Origin of the sequence: Streptomyces sp. NPDC087844, from assembly GCF_044742785.1 — a bacterium.
Classification (GTDB): Bacteria; Actinomycetota; Actinomycetes; order Streptomycetales; family Streptomycetaceae; genus Streptomyces.
The window spans coordinates 294547-317127 of sequence record NZ_JBIUVD010000002.1 but is presented as its reverse complement, the minus strand read 5'-3'; the positions used below and the strand labels follow the sequence as shown (position 1 = coordinate 317127).

Sequence of the window (22581 nt, the reverse complement as noted above, 5' to 3'; positions counted from 1 at the left end):
ACACCGAACATGACCACTGGCGCGGCGCGTTCCGACGCACGGACTGGACCCCCGTCCGTCACCGACCACCGATCACCGGCACCGGCACCGCTGTACCAGCCGTGTCAGCGTCTGCGCATATCGGCGACCCGCGCCCGCTCGCTCTGGGCCTGATCGCCCAGCACCGCCGCGGCGCTGCGCAACTGCGGTCCGGCGCCGGGCACCTGACCGCGTCGGGGGCCGGGCAGCGGCACGTCCCGGCGTGGCGTCTGGCGCCCCGCCGGGACCGTATCGCCGCCCGAACCACCCGCTCCCGCCACCGCGATCTGCACGCCCTGGTCGGCCAGGGCCTGCAGTTCGGTGGCCGCGCGGTCGTCCTGGGCCGGTGGCTCGTCCGTGACCAGCCGGGTGATCACATCGGTCGGCACCGTCTGGAACATCGTGTCGGCGCCGAGCTTGGTGTGATCGGCCAGGACGACGACCTCGGCGGCCGCCTGGACGAGCGCGCGGTCGACCGAGGCCGACAGCATGTTGGAGGTGGACAGGCCGCGCTCCGCGGTGAGCCCGCTTCCCGACAGGAAGGCCCGGGACACCCGCAGCCCCTGGAGGGACTGCTCGGCCCCGCTGCCCACCAGGGCGTAGTTGGAACCGCGCAGGGTGCCGCCGGTCATCACGACTTCCACACGGTTGGCATGGGCCAACGCCTGGGCCACCAGCAGGGAATTGGTGACGACGGTCAGCCCCGGCACCCGCGCGAGCCGGCGGGCCAGCTCCTGCGTGGTGGTTCCCGCCCCCACCACAATGGCCTCGCCCTCTTCGACGAGACCCGCGGCGAGGTCGGCGATGGCCGTCTTCTCTGCGGTCGCGAGATGAGATTTCTGCGGAAAGCCGGACTCCCGCGTGAACCCGCCCGGCAATACCGCACCGCCATGTCGGCGGTCGAGGAGTCCTTCTGCCTCCAGTGCGCGCACGTCCCGCCGTACGGTCACTTCGGAGGTCTGGACGACGCGGGCGAGCTCACGGAGCGACACGGCTCCATTTGCTCGCACCATTTCGAGGATCAATTGACGACGTTCTGCAGCGAACACGAAACTGACAGTAACCCCAACGACCGTCTGCTTTCAGCAGTTTGCGCCGAATAACAGAAGTTGTTCGCATGGCAGTACCCGAAGTGGTATACGCGCCTAATCCGGGCGCCTATGCCAGATGAATGGTCGACGACTCCCCGTGACCAGAGGGGCGGCCGATCCACGTGACCAGCGGGAAACCGCTCAGGGCACCGCTTTCCGCACCGCGCCGGACCCGCTCGGGGGCCCCGCGCCGACCGTCGGTGCTCAGCCCTCGCCCGTGGACTTCCGGGTGTGCAGCTGACGGGCCACCTCGGCGATGGAGCCCGACAGGGACGGATAGACGGTGAAGGCCTTCGCGACCTGTTCGACGGTCAGGTTGTTGTCGACCGCGAGCGAGATCGGGTGGATGAGTTCCGAGGCGCGCGGCGCGACGACCACACCGCCGACGACGATCCCGGTGCCGGGACGGCAGAAGATCTTCACGAAGCCGTCCCGGATGCCCTGCATCTTGGCGCGCGGGTTGCGCAGCAGGGGCAGCTTCACGCACCGGGCGTCGATGACGCCGCCGTCGACGTCCGCCTGCGAATAGCCGACGGTGGCGATCTCGGGGTCGGTGAAGACGTTCGACGAGACCGTCTTCAGATTGAGCGGGGCGACCGCGTCACCGAGGAAGTGGTACATGGCGATACGGCCCTGCATGGCGGCGACGGAGGCGAGCGCGAAGATCCCGGTGACGTCACCGGCCGCGTACACGCCGGGGGCCGTGGTCCTGGAGACCTTGTCGGTCCAGATGTGCCCGGACTCCTGGACCTTGACCCCGGCCTCCTCCAGGCCCATGCCCTGGCTGTTGGGGATGGCGCCGACGGCCATCAGACAGTGCGAGCCGGTGATGACACGGCCGTCGGCGAGTGTCACCTCGACCCGGTCGCCCACCCGCTTGGCGGACGCGGCGCGCGAGCGGGCCATCACGTTCATCCCGCGCCGCCGGAACACGTCCTCCAGGACGGCCGCCGCGTCCGGGTCCTCGCCCGGCAGCACGCGGTCGCGGCTGGAGACGAGCGTGACGCGCGAGCCGAGGGCCTGGTAGGCGCCGGCGAACTCGGCGCCGGTGACACCGGAGCCGACCACGATGAGCTCCTCGGGGAGCTCGTCCAGGTCGTAGACCTGCGTCCAGTTCAGGATCCGCTCGCCGTCCGGCTGCGCGTCGGCCAGTTCCCGGGGGTGCCCGCCGGTGGCGATGAGCACGGCGTCGGCGACGAGCGTCTCCTCGCTGCCGTCCGCGGCCCGTACGACGACCTTGCGGGAGCCGTCCAGGGCCTGCATGCCCTCCAGCCGTCCCCGGCCGCGCAGCACCCGCGCCCCGGCACGGGTGACGGAGGCCGTGATGTCGTGGGACTGGGCGAGCGCCAGGCGCTTCACGCGGCGGTTGACCTTGCCGAGGTCCACGCCGACGACCCGCGCGGGCTGGTCGATGTGCGGAGTGTCGTCGGCGACGATGATCCCCAGCTCCTCGTACGAGGAGTCGAAGGTGGTCATCACCTCGGCCGTCGCGATGAGGGTCTTGGACGGCACGCAGTCGGTGAGCACCGACGCACCGCCCAGGCCGTCGCAGTCGACGACGGTCACCTCCGCGCCGAGCTGGGCGGCCACCAGGGCCGCTTCGTATCCGCCGGGTCCGCCGCCAATGATCACGATCCGAGTCACGTACTCCATTGTCCCGCACGCCTCAAGGTGCTTCCGCACGGGGGCGCTGTCCGGGTGTCGCCGGCGGGCGATCGGGGTGGCACGGTCGGGCGATCAGGGGCCGCGGTTACGGGAGAGTCACATGCGTCCGCTGCCGTACCCTCGGTCCCATGTCGCTCTACGCCGCGTACGCCGGCAATCTCGACCCGCGGCTCATGACGCGCCGCGCTCCCCACTCGCCGCTGCGCGCCACGGGGTGGCTCAACGGCTGGCGGCTGACGTTCGGCGGCGAGCACATGGGCTGGGAGGGCGCGCTGGCGACGATCGCCGAGGCCCCGCGCTCGCAGGTCTTCGTCGCGCTGTACGACATCGCTCCCCCGGACGAGGAGTCCCTGGACCGCTGGGAGGGTGTCGGCCTCGACATCTACCGGCGGATGCGCGTACGGGTCCACACGCTGGAGGGCGAGGAGTCGGCGTGGCTGTACGTCCTCAACGGTTACGAGGGAGGGCTCCCCTCAGCCCGTTACCTCGGCGAGCTCGCGGACGCGGCGGAGTCGGCGGGCGCACCGCACGACTACGTGATGGAGCTGCGCAAGCGCCCCTGCTGACCCCCCGACGGCCCCGCCGATCCACGGGACGCGCCCGCGTCGGGGTTCGGTCGAGCACTTCGGCGGAAACAACAAGACAACGATCGCGAACCCGTGTCCATCAACATCTACGCGCGTAGGCCGGGAGCGGCTACCCTCATGCGCGTGAACGCATCTCTTCTTCCGGACGACATCCAGGGCGACCCGTACGCCGCCGCCGACGCCGCCGCCGCGCGCCTGCGGGAATACTCGGGCGCCGAGACCCACGACGTCGCCCTCGTGCTGGGCTCCGGCTGGGCGCCGGCCGTGGACGCCCTCGGTGCGCCCGACGCCGAGTTCCAGGTCACCGACCTGCCCGGCTTCCCGCCGCCGGTGGTCGAGGGGCAGGGCAGCAAGGTCCGCTCGTACCGGATCGGCGACAAGCGCGCGCTCGTCTTCCTGGGCCGCACGCACTACTACGAGGGCCGCGGGGTCGCCGCCGTCGCGCACGGGGTCCGGACGGCCGTGGCCGCCGGCTGCAAGACCATCGTGCTGACGAACGGCTGCGGAGGGCTGCGCGAGGGGATGCGGCCCGGACAGCCGGTCCTGATCAGCGACCACATCAACCTGACGGCGACGTCCCCGATCGTCGGCGCGAACTTCGTCGACCTGACGGATCTGTACTCACCGCGACTGCGGGCGCTGTGCAAGGAGATCGACGCGACGCTCGAAGAGGGCGTGTACGCGCAGTTCCCCGGCCCGCACTACGAGACGCCGGCGGAGATCCGGATGGCTCGGGTGATCGGGGCGGACCTGGTCGGGATGTCGACCACGCTCGAAGCGATCGCCGCGCGGGAGGCGGGGGCCGAGGTGCTCGGCATCTCCCTGGTGACCAACCTCGCCGCGGGGATGACGGGGGAGCCGCTGAACCACGAGGAGGTGCTGCAGGCCGGGCGGGACTCGGCCGCGCGCATGGGGGCGCTCCTCACACAGGTCCTGGACCGCTTGTAGGTTTCTCGCCCCCGCCGCCCCTACCCTCCCCCATCGTCACGCATGGGGGCTTCGCGCCCTCGCCCCCGTGATCGCGCTGCGCGCTCGTCCTCAAACGCCGGACGGGCCAGTGGTAGCCCGTCCGGCGTTTGAGGACCCGGGGTTCGGGGGCGGCTCCCCCGAGGGAAACCGGGGTACACAACCACGTACAGACGAACGAAAAGAGGTCGACCCTCGTGCAGGACGAACTCATCGCGCGGGCCAAGGCATGGCTGGCCGAGGACCCCGACGCGGACACCCGCGAGGAACTCGCCAAGCTCATCGACGCCGAGGACACCGCGGAGCTCACCGCACGCTTCGCCGGCACCCTCCAGTTCGGCACGGCAGGCCTCCGGGGCGAGCTCGGCGCGGGCCCGACGCGCATGAACCGCGCGGTCGTCATCCGCGCCGCCGCCGGCCTCGCCGCGTACCTGAAGGCGAAGGGACAGACGGACGGCCTCGTCGTCATCGGCTACGACGCCCGCCACAGGTCCACCGACTTCGCCCGCGACACCGCCGCGGTCATGACGGGCGCGGGCCTGCGCGCCGCCGTACTCCCCCGCCCCCTCCCCACGCCCGTACTCGCGTACGCCATAAGGCACCTGGGCGCGGTGGCGGGCGTCGAGGTGACGGCCAGCCACAACCCCCCGCGGGACAACGGCTACAAGGTGTATCTCGGCGATGGCAGCCAGATCGTGCCCCCGGCGGACGCCGAGATCGCCGCGGAGATCGCCGCGGTCGCGAGCCTCGCCGACGTCCCCCGCCCGGACTCCGGCTGGGAGACCCTCGACGAGGGCGTCCTGAACGCCTATCTGGAGCGCACGGACGCGGTCCTGGCCCCCGGCTCCCCGCGGACCGCCCGCACCGTCTACACGGCGATGCACGGCGTCGGCAAGGAGACGCTCCTCGCGGCGTTCGAACGGGCCGGCTTCCCCGCGCCCGTCCTCGTCGCCGAGCAGGCGGAGCCGGACCCCGACTTCCCCACCGTCGCCTTCCCCAACCCGGAAGAGCCCGGCGCGATGGACCTCGCCTTCGCGAAGGCCCGCGAGACCGACCCCGACCTGATCATCGCGAACGACCCGGACGCGGACCGCTGCGCCGCGGCCGTCAAGGACGGCGGCGCCTGGCGCATGCTGCGCGGCGACGAGGTGGGCGCGCTCCTCGCGGCGCACCTGGTCCGCGGGGGCGCCCGCGGCACGTTCGCGGAGTCGATCGTCTCCTCCTCCCTCCTCGGCCGCATCGCCGAGAAGGCGGGTCTCGCGTACGAGGAGACCCTGACGGGCTTCAAGTGGATCGCCAGGGTGGAGGGCCTGCGGTACGGCTACGAGGAGGCGCTCGGCTACTGCGTCGACCCCGACGGCGTACGGGACAAGGACGGCATCACGGCCGCGCTGGCCATCACGGAGCTGGCCTCGGAGCTGAAGGCGGAGGACCGCACGCTCCTCGACCTGCTGGACGACCTCGCCGTCGAGCACGGTCTGCACGCCACGGACCAGCTGTCCGTCCGGGTGGACGACCTCTCCGTCATCTCCGACGCGATGCGCCGGCTGCGCGAACAGCCGCCCGCTCACCTCGCGGGCCTGCCCGTCACCAGGAGCGAGGACCTCGCCCAGGGGACGGACCTGCTGCCGCCCACGGACGGCCTGCGCTACACGCTGGACGGCGCCCGTGTCATCGTCCGGCCCAGCGGTACGGAGCCGAAGCTGAAGTGCTACCTGGAGGTCGTGGTCCCGGTGGGCACCCACGACGGCCTCCCGGCGGCGCGCGCGAAGGCGACGGAGCTGCTGTCGGCGGTCAAGCGGGACCTGTCGGCGGCCGCGGGCATCTGAGCGGCCCGACGGACCGGCGCCACCGGAAGCGCCGGTCCGTCACCGCTTCCGCCCCTCAGAGCCCGTAACGGCTCTTCAGGTGGCGCCAGAAGTCCCGGAACATCCACTTGTCGAACTCCGTGATGTAGGTGGCGCTGCCCGCTTTCATGAGGAAGCAGCACTGGCCCGTCGGCGTCCAGTCGTAGAAGTCGTCGAGGCCGAAGGTGTGGCCGACCTCGTGCAGGTAGATGTGGATGTCCTCCTGGGACAGCGCGCCGGTGAAGTACTCCTGGCCGACCCGCTGGCCCCAGTCACCCCCGGCGCCGCCCTGGAAGTCCTTGGTCAGCCAGAGGGACTGGTCGTAGTGGCGGGCCGCGCCGCCGGGACACTTCGAGTAGTCGCCGTCCTGGTGGAAGAACCGGCCGCAGTCGGGCGCGCACTGCGGGGCTCCCCCGCTGTCGAGGTTTCCGGCGTAGACGTCGACCGAGTTGTCGGTCCACTGGAGGGTGGAGCGGTTCTTCACCGCCCAGCCGACGATGTCGACCGGCACGCTGGTGTACGGCCAGGCGTTGTGGCCCGTGCCGTTGTCCAGCATGGCCGCCGTCCACTTGCCGAACTGCTTCTTCAGGGCGGTGTGGATCTGGTCCCGCAGGGCCGTGCTGACCGGCGCGTCCGACTCCCAGCGGACGCAGTAGTTGATGCTTCCCCGGTTGGCCATGACCTGGTCCCAGCCGTAGTTGCGGAAGCCGTGGAGGTCCGGATAGGTCGTCGAGACGTGGTTCCACACCTCGTCCAGCGGCTGCACCAGGTTCGCGGGCGGGTTCCACTGGTCGGCGGCCTTCGCCTGGGACGCCGGGAGGAGGGGCGCGGCGACCAGCGCGACGAGTGCGGCGAGGACGGTGACGAGACGCGTCAGGTGTCTGCGTACGGTGAACACGGTCGGCACAGTGGGCACAGTGGGCACGGTGAACTCCTCGGTGGGGGACGGGATTTCACCCTCAGGTCGCCACCGGCACGGGCGCGGGTTGCCTACCCGGCCCGACGAACGAACCAGCCGACGAGCGCGCGAGCCACCCCGCCTGCTCCTGCCTCCGCCCCTGGCCCCTGGCTCCCTGGGCCCTCAGCCCCACACCACCAGGACCGCCGCCCACGCCAGCGCCAGCACGACGGCCAGCGGCCAGAGCGGGCGGCCCCGTTCGGGGGTGGTGCTCTCTCCGGTGGGCCGCAGCGCCGGGTCCTCGCGCATGGCCGACAGCTCGGCCGCCAGCGCGTCGTACGGATGGACCAGGCCGCGTCGTCGCTCGAACCACGCCCAGCGCGGCGCCGCGACCGACCAGTCGTCGTCCCGCCAGCGCAGCTTCAGTTCGAAGGACCGGCGGCGTACGGAGCGGATGTCGTCCCAGGGAACGTGCCGGGGGCCGCGCAGCCCGGTGACCCACAGGCCCGAGCGGTCCGCGGTGATGCGCCAGGCGAGTTTCACGGGGACGCGGGCGGCTCCGTAGAGACCGAGCGCGGCGGCCAGAGCCAGCTTCCAGGAGGTCGGTTCGGCCTCGGTGAACCCGGCCCAGGTGAGCCAGACGCCCCACTGGACCAGCAGCGCGGCGGCCATCCAGTCCAGCCAGCCCGCACGCCAGCGGCGCACCGTCGCGGGCGCGCGGTCCACGACCGACTCCCTGGCCTGCCGCTCCAGTTGGCGGTTCTGCTCCTCGCGGGCCTTCTCCCTGGCGATGCGCCGCACACCCGCGCTCGGCGACAGCGGGCGGACCGGTCCCGCCGACCATTCCGTCAGCGGCGGCTGGTCCGGGTCCTCGTCCGCGCTGAGGACGACGAGCTCGGCGCCGTCGAAGGGGGCGCCGAAGAGGACGGCCTCGCGGACCGGCCCGGGGACGCCGTCGTCGACCGCGTCGAGAAGCCGCTCCAGTTCTTCGTCGGCCCCGGTGGCGGCATCTGTACCGGCATAGGCATCGGCATCGGCCGAGTCCGGCTCATCCTCGTCGGCCTCGTCGGCCTCGTCCGACTCACCGTCGTACGACGTCAGTTCCACCGTGAACAACGGCCGCATCGCCGCGAGGTCGTCCGCCGCGTACACCTCCGTGGTGCCCTGCGCGTCGTCGCGTACGAGAACACGCAGTACGGGTGCGGGGGCCCGGCGCAGTGCGACGGCACGGTGGCGTCCCAGCCACGCCGAGACCAGGGCGGTCAGGCCGAGCCCCGTCAGATAGAAGGCCATGACCCAGGAACCGCGCCGGTCGTCGACCGTGCCCCACAGATGGGCGGTGCCGCCGGTGAGCGCACCGAGCCCGAGCACCACGAGGCCGAGCGGGAACAGGAAGCGTCCGCGCCGCACCGGGGCCCGCGCGTCGGGGACCTGTGCCGTGCCGTCCGCGGCGGCCTCCAGTGCCTGTTCCAGCTGGGCACCGCGGGCCCGCAGGCGTACGGCGACGGCGGCCCAGGAGACCACCACGACGAACGCCCCGACGGCGGTCACCGCCCACGGCAGGGACGATGCCTGCACCGCGAGCCCCAGGAGCAGCGCGGGCGCTCCGGCCCAGACCAGTTCGGGCCGCGCGAGCACCCACAGGACGTACACCGCGAAGCCCGCCGCGACGAACGGCCACAGTCCGCCGAGCATCGCGGCCCAGGCGCCCGCGCACAGCGCGAAGGTGGTCACGGCGCCGGCGATCGACCGGCGCACCCGCAGGAACGTCCAGCGCGACGGCAGCGCGGCCGACCAGCCCGCCGCCCGGCCGGCCGTCCAGTCCCGGCAGTCGTCGGGTATCGCGGCCGCGGGCAGTCTCAGCGGCTCGTCGTACGACACATGCACTCCTGGATCGCGTGGAAACACCGGTGCCGACACCGGCGCGGGCACCGATGGTGACAGTAGCGAGCGAAACGACCCGCCCAGGCGGCGGACGTCCCGGCGCCCGTTGCGGGTGCCGCCCTCTCGTACGGGCGGGCGTGGCCATCCGCCTCAAGGGGGCTCGCTCCGAGTGCGGCGGGCGGGCGGGGGTGCGGTGTCGTGGGGTCTCGTGGGTCTCGTCGGGTGTCGTCGGGTGTCGTGCGGGATCAGGCCACTGACAGGAGGATCGCCAGCAGGACCGCTCCGGCCGCCGCGGGGGCCACGACCTCGTAGGCCCACCGCACCGACACGTCGCCCTGGGCCTGCGGGTCCTTGCCGCGGGCCTCGACCAGTTCGCGCAGTTCGTCCATGATCTGGTCGCCAGGGGCGCGTACGGGGCCGGTGGCCACCGTGGCGGGGTGGGGGGACTGCCGGGGCTGCCCGAGGCGGCCGCGGGCGCCCGTCGTGTCGCCGCGGGCCTCCTTGCGTGCCGCTCTGTTGCGGGCCCGCAGGGAGACCGGTACGGCCCAGACCTGGTACTTGGTGCCGGTCTTGTCGAGTACCTCGTTCGAGTAGCCGGACCTGAACGTCTCGACGGCTCCCCAGGGCAGCGTGATCACCCGGAAGGGGTTGCGGATGCGCATGCGTTGTTCGTTCGCGTGGACCGCGGGGCGCAGGGTGAAGGCGGCGACCAGCGGCACGAGCAGGAGCAGCGTGGCCAGCGCCAACCATGGGGTGCGGCCCTCGCCCGTGACCAGCGCGTCGATGCCGAGCCAGGCCGCGATGGCGAGGAGCAGCGCGCCGCCCGCGATACCGGAGGGGGACCGGTAGACCCTGTCCTTGAACTGGGGTTCCGGAGGGTTCGGGGTTTCCGGTGCGGGGGGCTGGTGGTCCGGGGTCGTCATACTCCCGATTCTGCCTGACCGTCTCCACGGGAGTCGCTCCACGGGGGTCGCTCCACGGGTGGGGGGTCGTTGTCGTCCGCGACGCCGACGGGGGTTGCTCGCGCAGTTCCCCGCGCCCTTGAGGGGCCCCCGGCCGGGCGACACGGTCGCCGGCGGCACGATGGGGACGGGCCGCGCAGTTCCCCACGCCCCTTTACAGGCCCCCCTTCAAGGGCGACTGGCCGGAAACGTCGCCGTCTGCGGGAGCGCGGGGCCTGTGCGCGCAGCCCCCCACGCCCCTGAGAGGGCCCAGCCGGGCAACACAGTCGCCTGCGGCATGGTGGGGGCGGGCCGCGCCGTTCCCCCGCCCCCTTGCAAGGCGGCCCCTCCAAGGCCACCAGCCGGGAACATCGTCCCCTGCGGGAGCACGAGGCCGGGCGCACAGTCCCCCGCACCCCCTGACGGGCCCCAGCCGGGCGCCCCGCAAAGGGGCGCGGGGAACGGCGCGAGCAACCCCCACGCGCCCGCAGACAAAAAACGACCCCCGACCAGCCCTCTCAGGGGCGCGGGGAACGGCGCATCCCACCCCCGCCGCCCCGCAGCCCAGCACGGCGCCAAACCGAGGGCCGCCCCGCAGGGGCCGCCCCGCAGCGGCACCCCCAAGGGGCGCGGGGAACGGCGCAGCCCACCCCCACCCCCACGCCCCCACGCCCCCACGCCCCCACGGACGAACACACCCCCAGCCAGGGACCTCCCGGGGCTGTACAGCCGCTACGCGCGTAGATATGCTCGGGTGGTGACCATGCCCACCACTGCATCCTCCGCAGCTCACGCACTCACGGACGTGACCGCGTCAGACGCCTCGTTGCGTCGGTTCCTTCACGGGCTCGCCGGCGTCGACACGGTCGGTCTGGAGGCGCGTGCCGCCTCGCTCGGCACCCGTTCCATCAAGACGACCGCGAAGGCGTACGCCATCGACCTCGCCATCTCGATGGTCGACCTGACGACGCTGGAAGGCGCGGACACCCCCGGCAAGGTCCGGGCGCTCGGCGCCAAGGCCGTCCACCCGGACCCCACGGACCGTACGGCCCCGACGACCGCCGCCGTCTGCGTCTACCCGGACATGGTGGCCACCGCGAAGGAAGCCGTCGCCGGGTCCGGCGTGCTGGTCGCCTCCGTCGCGACCGCCTTCCCCGCCGGCCGCGCCGCGCTCGACGTGAAGCTGGCCGACGTGCGCGACGCCGTCGCCGCGGGCGCCGACGAGATCGACATGGTCATCGACCGCGGGGCGTTCCTCTCGGGCAGGTACCTGAAGGTGTACGAGGAGATCGTCGCCGTGAAGGAGGCCTCGGGCGCCGCCCGCCTGAAGGTCATCTTCGAGACCGGCGAGCTGTCGACGTACGACAACATCCGGCGCGCGAGCTGGCTCGGCATGCTGGCGGGCGCTGACTTCATCAAGACCTCGACGGGCAAGGTCGCCGTCAACGCGACCCCCGCGAACACCCTCCTGATGCTGGAGGCCGTCCGCGACTTCCGCGCGCAGACCGGGGTCCAGGTCGGTGTGAAGCCCGCCGGCGGCATCCGCACCACGAAGGACGCCGTCAAGTTCCTGGTACTGGTCAACGAGACCGCGGGCGCGGACTGGCTGGACAACCACTGGTTCCGCTTCGGCGCGTCCTCGCTCCTCAACGACCTGCTGATGCAGCGCCAGAAACTGGCCACCGGCCGCTACTCCGGCCCCGACTACGTGACGGTGGACTGATCCACATGGCTTCCGCAATGGCTTCCGCATTCGAATACGCACCGGCGCCCGAGTCCCGCTCCGTCGTCGACATCGCGCCCTCCTACGGCCTGTTCATCGACGGCGAGTTCACCGAGGCCGCCGACGGCAAGGTCTTCAAGACGGTCAGCCCGAGCACCGAAGAGGTCCTGTCCGAGGTCGCCCAGGCGGGCGAGGCGGACGTCGACCGCGCGGTGCACGCCGCCCGCAGGGCCTTCGGGAAGTGGTCCGCGCTGCCCGGCTCCGAGCGGGCCAAGTACCTGTTCCGTATCGCCCGGATCATCCAGGAGCGCAGCCGCGAACTGGCCGTCCTGGAGACGCTGGACAACGGAAAGCCCATCAGGGAGACGAGGGACGCCGACCTCCCCCTCGTAGCGGCGCACTTCTTCTACTACGCGGGCTGGGCGGACAAACTCGAACACGCCGGCTTCGGTACCGAGGTGCGCCCACTGGGCGTCGCCGGCCAGGTCATCCCCTGGAACTTCCCGCTGCTGATGCTGGCCTGGAAGATCGCCCCGGCCCTCGCGACGGGCAACACGGTGGTGCTGAAGCCCGCCGAGACGACCCCCCTGTCCGCCCTGTTCTTCGCGGACATCTGCCGCCAGGCGGGCCTGCCCAAGGGTGTCGTCAACATCCTGCCCGGTTACGGCGACGCGGGCGCGGCGCTCGTCCAGCACCCGGACGTGAACAAGGTGGCCTTCACCGGCTCCACCGCCGTCGGCAAGGCCATCGCCCGCCAGGTCGCGGGCACGAACAAGAAGGTCACGCTCGAACTGGGCGGCAAGGGCGCGAACATCGTCTTCGACGACGCCCCCATCGACCAGGCCGTCGAGGGCATCGTCACGGGCATCTTCTTCAACCAGGGCCAGGTCTGCTGCGCGGGCTCCCGGCTCCTCGTCCAGGAGTCGATCCACGACGAGCTGCTCGCCTCCCTGAAGCGCAGGCTCTCGACGCTGCGCCTGGGCGACCCGCTCGACAAGAACACCGACATCGGCGCGATCAACAGCGCCGAGCAGCTCGCCCGTATCTCCTCGCTCGTCGAGCAGGGCGAGGCCGAGGGCGCCGAGCGCTGGTCCCCGTCCTGCGAACTGCCGTCGTCGGGCTACTGGTTCGCCCCGACGCTCTTCACGAACGTCACCCAGGCGCACACCGTCGCCCGCGACGAGATCTTCGGCCCGGTGCTGTCCGTCCTCACCTTCCGCACCCCGGACGAGGCGGTCGCGAAGGCCAACAACAGCCAGTACGGCCTCTCGGCGGGCATCTGGACCGAGAAGGGTTCCCGGATCCTGGCCGTCGCGAGCAAGCTGCGCGCGGGCGTCATCTGGTCCAACACGTTCAACAAGTTCGATCCGACCTCGCCGTTCGGCGGCTACAAGGAGTCGGGCTACGGCCGCGAGGGCGGTCGCCACGGCCTGGAGGCGTACCTCGATGTCTGACAAGCCGAAGAGCATGGAGAAGACCACGCAGGGTGCGCCGCAGCGCCTGAGCGTCTTCAAGACCTACAAGCTGTACGTCGGCGGGAAGTTCCCGCGTTCCGAGAGCGGCCGGGTGTACGAGGTGACCGACTCGAAGGGCAAGTGGCTGGCCAACGCGCCGCGCGCGAGCCGCAAGGACGCCCGTGACGCGGTCGTCGCCGCCCGAAAGGCGTTCGGCGGCTGGTCCGGCGCGACCGCGTACAACCGCGGCCAGGTCCTCTACCGCGTCGCGGAGATGCTGGAGGGCCGCAAGGGCCAGTTCGTGCACGAGGTCGCCGACGCCGAGGGCCTGTCGAAGGCGAAGGCCGCCGAGCAGGTCGAGGCGGCGATCGACCGCTGGGTCTGGTACGCGGGCTGGACCGACAAGATCGCACAGGTCGTCGGCGGCGGGAACCCGGTGGCGGGCCCGTACTTCAACCTCTCGTCCCCCGAGCCGACGGGTGTGGTGACGGTCCTCGCCCCGCAGGAGTCGTCCTTCCTCGGACTGGTCTCGGTGCTCGCCCCGGTGATCGCGACCGGCAACACGGCGGTCGTGATCGCGAGCGAGAAGTCCCCGCTCCCCGCGCTGTCGCTGGGCGAGGTCCTGGCGACCTCCGACGTCCCGGGCGGCGTGGTCAACATCCTCACGGGCGGTACGGCGGAGATCGCGGCCCCGCTCGCCGCCCACCAGGACGTCAACGCGATCGACCTGGCCGGCGCCGACGAGGCACTCGCGAAGGAACTGGAGATCGCGGCGGCCGACAACCTCAAGCGGGTCGTCCGTCCACAGCCTGTGGATTACTTCACCACGCCCGGCATCGACCGCCTCACGGCCTTCCTGGAGACGAAGACGGTCTGGCACCCGACGGGAGCGCTGGGCGCGTCCGGCTCGTCCTACTAGGGCGGCGTTCCACCGGGCCGGCGTTCGGCCCACCAGAGCGGGAGAGCCGCGTTTCCCCACCGTCCGGGGGAGGCGCGGCTCTCTCTCGCGTCACCGGCGCGTCACCGGCGCGTCCGTAGCGATCCGTCCGTACGGTTCAGGCACCCAGCAGTGTCGTCGCCTGGCCCAGCACCGGGACGCCGCCCAGCGACTGGGCCTGGGCGACCGGCGCCGTGAGCATGGTCGTGGCCAGCGGCGGGAAGTCGGCCACCTGGGTGCCGAGCCCGTTGTCGAGCGGGTCGACGCCCGTGCCCGCCAGCGGGTTGGGCTTCAGTCCCGCGACCGGCCCGGTCACGTAACCGACCGTCCCGGTGACGGCCTGCAGTCCGGCCTGCGGGTCGATGTTGCCCAGCGAGGTCGGACGCGTACGGACCCCCTCCACCACGGGATCGGTGTCCGCGGCCGCCACGGTCGCACCGGCGCCGCCCACGATCCCCGCGGTGGTGAGGACCAGCAGCACGCGCCGGGCGGTCGGGTTCTGAAGGGCCGAGTGTCGTGCCATCGCTGCTGCCACCTTCTGCCGCGCAAAGTAATCAGGTCGACACACAGGGTAGTTGAGGAGTGACGTGCGTTCCAAAGGCGACCCGCGGGCTCGGCCGGGAGCGGATGATGCCGCACACTGGTGTCTCGTGAGTTCACCTCTCCCGAATTCCCCGGCAACCGCCCGTGTCGTACTGCTGTGCGGCCCCTCCGGCTCCGGCAAGTCCCTTCTCGCGGCCCGCTCCGGCCTCCCGGTGCTGCGGCTCGACGACTTCTACAAGGAGGGCCACGACCCGACACTGCCGCAGGTGGCGGGGAGTTCGGACATCGACTGGGACCATCCGCTGTCCTGGGACGCGGACGCGGCTGTCGCGGCGATCGCGGAGCTGTGCGGAACGGGGCGTACGAGCGTTCCCGTGTACGACATCTCACTGAGCGCGCGTACGGGTGCCGAGACCATCGACTTCGAGGGGACCCCGGTCTTCATCGCCGAGGGCATCTTCGCGGCGGAGATAGTGGAGCGGTGCCGGGAGGCGGGGCTGCTGGCCGATGCGCTCTGTCTCAGCCGGGGCGCCGTGACGACGTTCCGGCGGCGGTTCCTGCGGGATCTTCGCGAGGGCCGCAAGTCCGTGCCGTTCCTGCTTCGGCGGGGGTGGCGGCTGATGCGGGACGAGCGGTCGATCGTGTCCCGGCAGACCGCGCTCGGGGCGTACGCCTGTGATCGCGACGAGGCGCTGGAGAGGCTGGCCACGGCCTCGCGCTCCGCGCCGGAGGTTGTGGATCATCTGCGGGTGAGCGGGGGCTGAGCACGCGCAGTTCCTCGCGCCCCTTGAGAATTGCGCAGTTCCCCGCGCCCCCGAAAGCAAAAAGCAGCGGGGCCGGTTGGGCCCCCCGGCCCCTCCGGTCCCGCTGCTCTTCGTGCTCCCCCGTGGTCCCCCCGGACCCCGTTGGTTCCCCCCGGGTGTTGCTCCCCGTTGCTCCCCCGAGCCGTTCGTCACCTCCCCCGAAGTGACGAACTTCTTTCACTGCCCGACGCCTCCCCCCGGAGTGACGGACAGCCCCCCACAGCCTTCAGGCGACGAGCTCCCCGAAGGACTCCTCCTCGTCACGGCCGAAGCTGAGGACGTCGTCCTCACGCAGCCGGCGGAGCGACCGCCAGATGCTGGACTTCACCGTGCCGACACTGATGTCGAGGATCCCCGCGATCTCCGGGTCCGTGCGGCCCTCGTAGTAACGGAGGACCAGCATGGTGCGCTGGAGTTCGGGGAGCCGGGCGAGCGCCTGCCACAGGACCGCGCGCAGTTCGGTGCCGCGCATCGCGTCCGTGTCGCCGGCCGTCTCCGGCAGCTCCTCGGTCGGGTATTCGTTCAGCTTGCGGCGGCGCCACGCGCTGATGTGCAGGTTGGTCATCGTGCGGCGGAGGTAGCCCCCGACCGCGGCCTTGTCACTGATGCGGTCCCACGCCCGGTACGTCGAGAAGAGGGCGCTCTGCAGCAGGTCCTCGGCCTCGAAACGGTCACCGGTCAGGTGGTACGCGGTCGCGTACAGGGAGGCGCGGCGCTCCTGGACGTAGGCGGTGAACTCCGCCTCCGACACCGAGTGCCGCTCCCCCGTGACCTCCCCGTACGCCGCCCCCGTTCCCCCGTGGACGGCCCCCGTGCCGCTTCCCCCCGCATGTGCGTCGACCACCGTCATGTACGACCCGGTGTGCTGACGCCCGGTGCCGCGAGCGCACCCACGCCCTCCCCCACCCACACCGGACTTCTCGGTGCTCCTTGTGACGTCGTGGAGCCGCGTGACAACTGCGCCAGTGCTGGTGCTGTGCAGCGTGTTCATCTCGCGCCCCCCGTCGTGGAGTTTCGGTTCTCTGGCACTTCGCCCGCTTCGTCGCCGACTGTGTCGCGGCTTCGCTGCGGTGCTTCCGTGCTTGTGACCAAAAGCTTGCCGGGGCCACTTCATGACGGTGTCCCCCGACTGTCACAGAGCTGTCACAGGGGGCGGGGCCAGATATCCCACAGAGCGATCACAGAGAAGCGTCGTACGGCTACTCATCCGGCACATCGGCACACCTCGGCCACGCACTCGTACGCGGGACATGTGTGGGAGCGCTCCAACAGTCGATACCCGCCCACGTCATGGGACAGAATGACGTCCGTGCCTTCCCTGTTGCTGATCGAGGACGACGACGCCATCCGGACGGCCCTGGAGCTCTCGCTGACGCGCCAGGGACACCGGGTGGCCACCGCTGCCACCGGCGAGGACGGACTGAAGCTGTTGCGCGAGCAGCGGCCTGATCTGATCGTCCTCGACGTGATGCTGCCAGGCATCGACGGATTCGAGGTGTGCCGGCGCATCCGGCGGACGGACCAGTTGCCGATCATCCTGCTGACCGCGCGCAGCGATGACATCGACGTCGTGGTCGGGCTGGAGTCCGGCGCCGACGACTACGTGGTCAAACCCGTGCAGGGGCGAGTGCTCGACGCCCGGATCCGGGCCGTGCTGCGCCGCGGCGAGCGCGAGGCGAACGATTCGGCGACCTTCGGTTCGCTGGTGATCGACCGCGCCGCGATGACCGTGACGAAGGACGGCGAGGACCTGCAGCTGACGCCCACCGAGCTGCGTCTGCTGCTGGAGCTGAGCCGCCGCCCCGGCCAGGCCCTGTCCCGGCAGCAGTTGCTGCGGCTGGTGTGGGAGCACGACTACCTCGGCGACTCGCGGCTCGTCGACGCGTGTGTGCAGCGGCTGCGCGCGAAGGTGGAGGACGTGCCGTCCTCGCCGACCCTGATCCGTACCGTGCGCGGCGTCGGCTACCGGCTGGACAATCCTCAGTGACCAAACCGCAGGACAAGCTCCGTGGCTGGGCGGCGGCCCGTCGGACGGTCATGGCGGGGCTGCGCTTCACCAGTCTTCGGCTGCGCCTGGTCGTGGTGTTCGGGCTGGTCGCGCTGACCGCCGCCGTGTCGGCGTCCGGGATCGCGTACTGGCTCAACCGCGAGGCCGTGCTCACCCGTACGCAGGACGCGGTGCTCGGCGACTTCCAGCAGGCGATGCAGACCCGCGCCAGCACACTGCGGCAGCACCCCACGCAGGGGGAACTGCAGCGCGCCGCCGGGCAGATGGCGAACAGCAGCCAGCGCTTCAGCGTGCTGCTGATCGCCGAGGATGCGGACGGCAAGGCCGTCCGCGGCAACTCCGACCTGGACACCTTCACGCTGGAGGACGTACCGCAGTCCCTCCAGAAGGCGGTGAACAAGGAACAGAAGATCTCCTCGCGCAACAAGTACGCGTACCACCTGTACTGGCAGCGGACCGTGCAGGGCGACAAGCCGTATCTGGTGGGCGGTGCCAAGGTGATCGGCGGCGGGCCGACCGGGTACATGCTCAAGTCGCTGGAGCCGGAGGCCAAGGATCTCAACTCGCTCGCCTGGTCGCTGGGGATCGCGACCGGACTCGCGCTGATCGGCTCCGCGCTCCTCGCGCAGGCCGCCGCGACGACCGTGCTGAAGCCGGTGCACCGGCTGGGGACCGCCGCCCGGCGGCTCGGCGAGGGCAAGCTCGACACCCGGCTGCGGGTGTCAGGGACGGACGAACTCGCCGATCTGTCACGGACGTTCAACCGCACGGCGGAGGCGCTGGAGAAACGGGTCGCGGACATGAGCGCCCGCGACGAGGCGTCCCGGCGCTTCGTGGCGGACATGTCGCACGAACTGCGGACACCGCTGACCGCGATCACCGCGGTGACCGAGGTGCTGGAGGAGGAGCTCGACGCCGAGACCGGCAGCGTCGACCCGATGATCGAGCCCGCCGTACGGCTCGTCGTCAGCGAGACCCGGCGGCTGAACAACCTCGTGGAGAACCTGATGGAGGTCACCCGCTTCGACGCGGGCACCGCCCGGCTCGTCTCCGACACCGTCGACATCGCCGACCAGATCACCGCGTGCATCGACGCGCGCGCCTGGCTGGACGCGGTGGAACTGGACGCCCCGCGCGGCATCATGGCGCACATCGACCCGCGCCGCCTGGACGTCATCCTCGCGAACCTCATCGGCAACGCCCTCAAGCACGGCGGTTCCCCCGTGCGCGTGTGCGTGCGCGCGGAGGGCGCCGACCTGGTCATCGAGGTGCAGGACCACGGTCCCGGCATCCCCGAGGACGTCCTGCCGCACGTCTTCGACCGCTTCTACAAGGCGAGCGCCTCCCGGCCGCGCTCCGAGGGCAGCGGCCTCGGCCTGTCCATCGCCCTGGAGAACGCCCACATCCACGGCGGCGACATCACCGCCGCGAACTCACCCAAGGGCGGCGCTGTCTTCACCCTGCGCCTGCCGCTCGACTCCTCCGAGCCGAAGGACCCCGAGGACCACGGGGATCCCGGGGCCGAGGACGCCCACGGGGCCGACGCCGACCGCACGGAGGGGGGCGTGTGATGCCCGTACGACGACAGGACACACCGGAGACACAGGGCATACGCGCCCCGCGTGCGACACGTACGGCACGTACGGCACGTACGGCACGAGCCCTGCGCGCGGCACGAGCCCTGCGCGCGGCACGAGCCCTGCGCGCGGCACGAGCCCTGCGCGCGGTCCGTGCGGTCCGTCCGGCGCTCGCCGTTCCGCTGCTGGCCATGGCGCTGGCGCTGGCCGGGTGCGGAATCCGGGCGACGGAGGTGCCGACCGACTTCGGCCCCGCGCCCTCCCGGGTGCCGTGCGCGCTGACCGGTCCCGACATCGGTACGCAGTCCTCGCGCGGCATCCTCGTGCAGGTCTTCCTCGTCTGCTCCTCCCAGCTCGCGCCGGTCGACCGGACCGTACGCATCGAGGCGGGTCCCGCGGAGACGGACCGGGTACGGGCCGCGCAGGCCCTCCTCGACGAGCTCTCCGAGTCCCCGTCGGACGCGGAGAAGCAGGCGAACTACTCGACGACCCTGCCGAAGGGCCTGACGGTGACCGGCCCGCAGCGCACCGACCCGGGTGACGCGCTCCGGCTGAGCACGGCGCCCGCGGAGCTGACCCCGTACGCGCTGGCGCAGATCATCTGCACCTTCAGCGACTCGGAGGCCGCCTCCGACGACGGCACGGTGACCCTGGGCGGCCCCGGCACCGACGCCTCGCGGCGCTACGAGTGCACGGAGGCCGTGCGTACGCGGCCGGGCACGGAGACCCCGCCCTCGACGCGGGCCGACGGGGCCTGAGCCCTCCTGCTCCGCGGGCAGGCGCCTTGTGGAGGCCGTCCCGAAGCGGCCGGCCGGAGCCCGTCTGTGGCGCACGCCTCACCCGTGCGGGCCAAGCGCCGCCGTCACACGGAACCGATCCTGCCGGTGGCCGCGTCTTGGGGGTCGTGCAGCGTCAAGGCTCGACCGGCGAAACCGCCGTGAACCGCGTCCGTGTGACGGGAGGTCTCCTCCTCGTCGCACATCTCGCGCTTGTCGCCTGGGTCACGCTGCGGCCCCTGGACGTGCCCTGGGTGAGCGCCGCGAACCTGCGTCCGTTCGCCGGCATCAGGGCCGATCTGGCGTTGGGTCCCGAGGCGGCGGCCCACGCCATCGGCAAGGGCCTGCTGCTGCTCGCCCCACTCGGGGTGCTGCTGCCGCTCGCGGGCGGCAGGCTCGCCGTCTCCCCGCTGCTGTCCCTGATGCGGACGGTCGCCGCGGGCGCGCTGCTGTCGATGGGCATCGAGCTCCTGCAGACCGGGGTGCCGGGCCAGGTCGTGGACGTCGACTCGCTGCTGCTCAACACCGTGGGCGTGGCGCTGGCCCATCTCGCCGTCGTACCGGCCGCGCGGGCCGCCCTGCGCCGCCGGGCCCTGCTGCGTCGCCGGGCCGCCGCGCTGCGCCGCACGGAAGCGGTGGAGGAGTCGACTCAGGGTCTTACCCCGACAATTCCCAGGGTCGGCATCGCTCCATAGAGTGACGCCCGTGACTCTTCGTGTCCGTACCGTGGATGTCAGACGGGGTGACCGCGCAGGAAGCCCCGGATCCGTCCGACGACACTCACGAAGGAGTCGCAATGAACCGCCTTGCCCGCCCCACCGACGGCCGGATGATCGGCGGAGTGTGCGCAGCGCTGGCGCGGCGCTTCGGCACCTCCGCGGCCACGATGCGAGTGATCTTCCTGGTGTCCTGCCTGCTGCCGGGCCCGCAGTTCCTGCTCTACATAGCGCTGTGGATCCTCTTCCCCGCGGAGGGCAAGGCGACCCGCACGGCCTGGTGACACCCGCATGCTCGTGAGTGACCGCGAGCACGCCGATGGGGCGCACCCGAGCGGGGGTGCGCCCCATCGGCGCGTACGGGGGCGGCGCGTACGGAAGCGGCGCTACGGAAGCGGCGCTACGGAACCGCGGGGGCCGGGGTCAGCCCAGCGGGATGCCGTTCACGGGGAGGCCGTGGGTGGGCAGGCCCTGGAGGGGCAGGCCGCCGAGCAGACCGGCGACAGGCGCGGTCGGGCCCTGCGCGAGAAGGTCCGTGACGGCGGGCTGGGCGGCGGTGACAGCAGTGCCGAGTGCCCGCTGACCGTTGGCGACCCCCTCGCCGCCGCCGGGCAGCTTGTCGGTGAGTCCTTCCACCGGCAGCGCGCTGGTGGCGGTGGAGAGCGCCGGGGCGACGTCCGGAACCGCGGGGGCGGCCTCGGCCGCACCGCCACCGGCGGCGGCGAAGGCGGCACCGAGAGCGGCGACACCGAGGGTCTTGGCAGCAGACTGCTTCATCTTCGTCCTTGCATGCTGTGACGGGGATTCGAGCGGTCCGAAACGGTAATCACGTGCGAGCGCGCCCCGCAAACATCGAAAAGCGGCCGAGTCGTCGCCACCCGGCCGCTTCCCGCCCTGTGACTTCAGCCCTCTTCGCGCACAGAACCGCTGGTGGAGGCGGTCTGCTGGAACAGCCATTCGGACTTCAGCTCGGCGTAACCGGGCTTGACGACGTCATTGATCATGGCCAGTCGTTCATCGAAAGGAATGAATGCTGATTTCATCGCATTGACTGTGAACCACTGCATGTCGTCGAGCGAATAACCGAAAGCGTCGACAAGGTGCTCGAATTCCCGGCTCATGCTGGTGCCGGACATCAGGCGGTTGTCGGTGTTCACGGTCGCCCGGAAGTGCAGCCGCCGCAGCAGCCCGATGGGGTGCTCGGCGTACGAGTCGGCGGCGCCCGTCTGGAGGTTGGAACTGGGGCACAGCTCCAGCGGCACCCGCTTGTCACGTACGTACGAGGCGAGGCGGCCCAGTTCCACCGTGCCGTCGTCCTGCACCTGGATGTCGTCGATGATGCGCACGCCGTGGCCCAGCCGGTCGGCGCCGCACCACTGGAGCGCCTGCCAGATGGAGGGGAGCCCGAAGGCCTCGCCCGCGTGGATCGTGAAGTGGTTGTTCTCCCGCTTCAGATACTCGAAGGCGTCCAGATGACGGGTGGGCGGGAAGCCCGCCTCGGCGCCCGCGATGTCGAAGCCGACGACGCCCAGGTCCCGGTAGCGGTTGGCCAGTTCGGCGATCTCCAGGGCACGGGCCGCGTGCCGCATGGCGGTGAGGAGGGCGCCGACGCGGATGCGGTGGCCGTTCTCGCGGGCCAGCCGCTCGCCCTGGCGGAAGCCCTCGTTGACGGCCTCGACGACCTCTTCGAGGGTGAGCCCGGCTTCGAGGTGCTGCTCAGGCGCGTACCGCACCTCGGCGTAGACGACGCCGTCCTCGGCCAGGTCCTCGGCGCACTCGGCCGCGACGCGGACCAGCGCCTCGCGGGTCTGCATGACGGCGCAGGTGTGCGCGAAGGTCTCCAGGTACCGCTCCAGCGAACCGGAGTCGGCGGCTTCGCGGAACCAGATGCCGAGCTTGTCGGCGTCCGTCTCCGGGAGGCCCGTATAGCCCGCGTCACGGGCGAGGTCGACGATCGTCCCGGGGCGCAGGCCACCGTCCAGGTGATCGTGCAGCAGGACCTTCGGCGCCCGGCGGATCTGCTCCGAGCTCGGGGTGTTCTTGGTCTGGCTCGTCATTTCCGCACTCTAACGCCTACGCGCGTAGATCTCTCCTTGCGCGGATCCGTCGATATGTAACGGTGACCGTGCGGACGGATGGCGTACACC

The 22581-nt window shown here is 71.6% G+C and carries 21 protein-coding genes; 12 read left to right on the top strand and 9 right to left on the bottom strand.

The genetic code is table 11. The features are described from left to right. Positions 1 to 104: 104 nt before the first annotated feature. Both ACIOKD_RS05045 and ACIOKD_RS05040 read right to left on the bottom strand, forming a co-directional pair. A complete protein-coding gene (locus ACIOKD_RS05045; protein ID WP_402078307.1) occupies positions 105 to 1067 on the bottom strand; it encodes a DeoR/GlpR family DNA-binding transcription regulator in 963 nt (320 codons plus the stop codon). A 246-nt stretch (positions 1068 to 1313) separates the two neighbouring features. Next, positions 1314 to 2762 (bottom strand): NAD(P)H-quinone dehydrogenase, encoded by a 1449-nt coding sequence (locus tag ACIOKD_RS05040; RefSeq protein ID WP_402078305.1) that lies wholly within the window; start codon positions 2760 to 2762, stop codon positions 1314 to 1316. A 140-nt stretch (positions 2763 to 2902) separates the two neighbouring features. Here ACIOKD_RS05040 and ACIOKD_RS05035 point away from each other — a divergent pair, with 140 nt between their 5' ends. The 3 genes from ACIOKD_RS05035 (at position 2903) to ACIOKD_RS05025 (ending at position 6156) form a co-directional block, all read left to right on the top strand. Further along, positions 2903 to 3340 carry a gamma-glutamylcyclotransferase gene (locus ACIOKD_RS05035; protein ID WP_402078302.1) on the top strand — a complete coding sequence of 146 codons (438 nt, stop codon included), beginning with the start codon at positions 2903 to 2905 and terminating at the stop codon, positions 3338 to 3340. A gap of 144 nt (positions 3341 to 3484) precedes the next feature. Next, positions 3485 to 4309: a purine-nucleoside phosphorylase gene (locus ACIOKD_RS05030; protein ID WP_402078299.1), complete on the top strand. Its 825-nt coding sequence runs from the start codon at positions 3485 to 3487 to the stop codon at positions 4307 to 4309. Positions 4310 to 4524: 215 nt separating this feature from the next. Beyond that, positions 4525 to 6156: a phospho-sugar mutase gene (locus ACIOKD_RS05025; protein WP_402078297.1), complete on the top strand. Its 1632-nt coding sequence runs from the start codon at positions 4525 to 4527 to the stop codon at positions 6154 to 6156. A gap of 55 nt (positions 6157 to 6211) precedes the next feature. Here ACIOKD_RS05025 and ACIOKD_RS05020 read toward each other — a convergent pair whose 3' ends face one another. The 3 genes from ACIOKD_RS05020 to ACIOKD_RS05010 form a co-directional block, all read right to left on the bottom strand. Next, positions 6212 to 7051, bottom strand: a complete 840-nt coding sequence (locus tag ACIOKD_RS05020) for a hypothetical protein (protein WP_402079197.1) — start codon at positions 7049 to 7051, stop codon at positions 6212 to 6214. A gap of 204 nt (positions 7052 to 7255) precedes the next feature. After that, positions 7256 to 8953: a hypothetical protein gene (locus ACIOKD_RS05015; RefSeq protein WP_402078294.1), complete on the bottom strand. Its 1698-nt coding sequence runs from the start codon at positions 8951 to 8953 to the stop codon at positions 7256 to 7258. A gap of 248 nt (positions 8954 to 9201) precedes the next feature. Continuing rightward, the gene (locus ACIOKD_RS05010) at positions 9202 to 9879 is read right to left on the bottom strand and encodes a PH domain-containing protein (protein WP_402078291.1); all 678 of its coding nucleotides are present in this window, start codon (positions 9877 to 9879) and stop codon (positions 9202 to 9204) included. Positions 9880 to 10660: 781 nt separating this feature from the next. Between ACIOKD_RS05010 and deoC the strand changes: the two genes are divergently transcribed. From deoC to ACIOKD_RS04995, 3 genes are read left to right on the top strand one after another with little or no spacing between them, the layout of a single operon-like run. Continuing rightward, positions 10661 to 11620 carry a deoxyribose-phosphate aldolase gene (gene deoC / locus ACIOKD_RS05005; protein WP_402078288.1) on the top strand — a complete coding sequence of 320 codons (960 nt, stop codon included), beginning with the start codon at positions 10661 to 10663 and terminating at the stop codon, positions 11618 to 11620. Positions 11621 to 11637: 17 nt separating this feature from the next. Further along, positions 11638 to 13074 (top strand): aldehyde dehydrogenase family protein, encoded by a 1437-nt coding sequence (locus tag ACIOKD_RS05000; RefSeq protein WP_402078285.1) that lies wholly within the window; start codon positions 11638 to 11640, stop codon positions 13072 to 13074. Next, on the top strand, positions 13067 to 13993 hold the full coding sequence (locus tag ACIOKD_RS04995; protein WP_402078283.1) for an aldehyde dehydrogenase family protein: 927 nt from the start codon (positions 13067 to 13069) through the stop codon (positions 13991 to 13993). The genes ACIOKD_RS05000 and ACIOKD_RS04995 overlap by 8 nt, the downstream gene beginning before the upstream one ends. 136 nt (positions 13994 to 14129) lie before the next feature. On the opposite strand, the gene ACIOKD_RS04990 is transcribed toward ACIOKD_RS04995, so the two are convergent. Beyond that, positions 14130 to 14534 carry a hypothetical protein gene (locus ACIOKD_RS04990; protein WP_402078280.1) on the bottom strand — a complete coding sequence of 135 codons (405 nt, stop codon included), beginning with the start codon at positions 14532 to 14534 and terminating at the stop codon, positions 14130 to 14132. Between the two features lie 52 nt (positions 14535 to 14586). Between ACIOKD_RS04990 and ACIOKD_RS04985 the strand changes: the two genes are divergently transcribed. Next, complete coding sequence (locus ACIOKD_RS04985) at positions 14587 to 15318, top strand: uridine kinase (RefSeq protein WP_402078278.1); 732 nt, start codon at positions 14587 to 14589, stop codon at positions 15316 to 15318. Positions 15319 to 15583: 265 nt separating this feature from the next. Here ACIOKD_RS04985 and ACIOKD_RS04980 read toward each other — a convergent pair whose 3' ends face one another. Continuing rightward, positions 15584 to 16348, bottom strand: a complete 765-nt coding sequence (locus ACIOKD_RS04980; RefSeq protein ID WP_402078275.1) for a SigE family RNA polymerase sigma factor — start codon at positions 16346 to 16348, stop codon at positions 15584 to 15586. 318 nt (positions 16349 to 16666) lie between these two features. Here ACIOKD_RS04980 and afsQ1 point away from each other — a divergent pair, with 318 nt between their 5' ends. From afsQ1 to ACIOKD_RS04955, 5 genes are all read left to right on the top strand, one after another. Continuing rightward, a complete protein-coding gene (afsQ1, locus tag ACIOKD_RS04975; RefSeq protein ID WP_402078273.1) occupies positions 16667 to 17344 on the top strand; it encodes a two-component system response regulator AfsQ1 in 678 nt (225 codons plus the stop codon). Further along, a complete protein-coding gene (locus ACIOKD_RS04970) occupies positions 17341 to 18936 on the top strand; it encodes a sensor histidine kinase (protein WP_402078270.1) in 1596 nt (531 codons plus the stop codon). The genes afsQ1 and ACIOKD_RS04970 overlap by 4 nt, the downstream gene beginning before the upstream one ends. Then, positions 18936 to 19700: a hypothetical protein gene (locus ACIOKD_RS04965; RefSeq protein ID WP_402078268.1), complete on the top strand. Its 765-nt coding sequence runs from the start codon at positions 18936 to 18938 to the stop codon at positions 19698 to 19700. Before ACIOKD_RS04970 ends, ACIOKD_RS04965 begins: the two co-directional genes overlap by 1 nt. Before the next feature lie 146 nt (positions 19701 to 19846). After that, positions 19847 to 20413 carry a VanZ family protein gene (locus ACIOKD_RS04960; RefSeq protein ID WP_402078265.1) on the top strand — a complete coding sequence of 189 codons (567 nt, stop codon included), beginning with the start codon at positions 19847 to 19849 and terminating at the stop codon, positions 20411 to 20413. A 101-nt stretch (positions 20414 to 20514) separates the two neighbouring features. After that, a complete protein-coding gene (locus ACIOKD_RS04955) occupies positions 20515 to 20718 on the top strand; it encodes a PspC domain-containing protein (RefSeq protein WP_402078263.1) in 204 nt (67 codons plus the stop codon). 139 nt (positions 20719 to 20857) lie between these two features. Here ACIOKD_RS04955 and ACIOKD_RS04950 read toward each other — a convergent pair whose 3' ends face one another. After that, the gene (locus ACIOKD_RS04950) at positions 20858 to 21211 is read right to left on the bottom strand and encodes an ATP-binding protein (protein WP_402078261.1); all 354 of its coding nucleotides are present in this window, start codon (positions 21209 to 21211) and stop codon (positions 20858 to 20860) included. Between the two features lie 125 nt (positions 21212 to 21336). Next, entirely contained in the window at positions 21337 to 22491 is a 1155-nt protein-coding gene (locus ACIOKD_RS04945) for an adenosine deaminase (protein ID WP_402078258.1), read from the bottom strand. Positions 22492 to 22581: the final 90 nt, after the last annotated feature.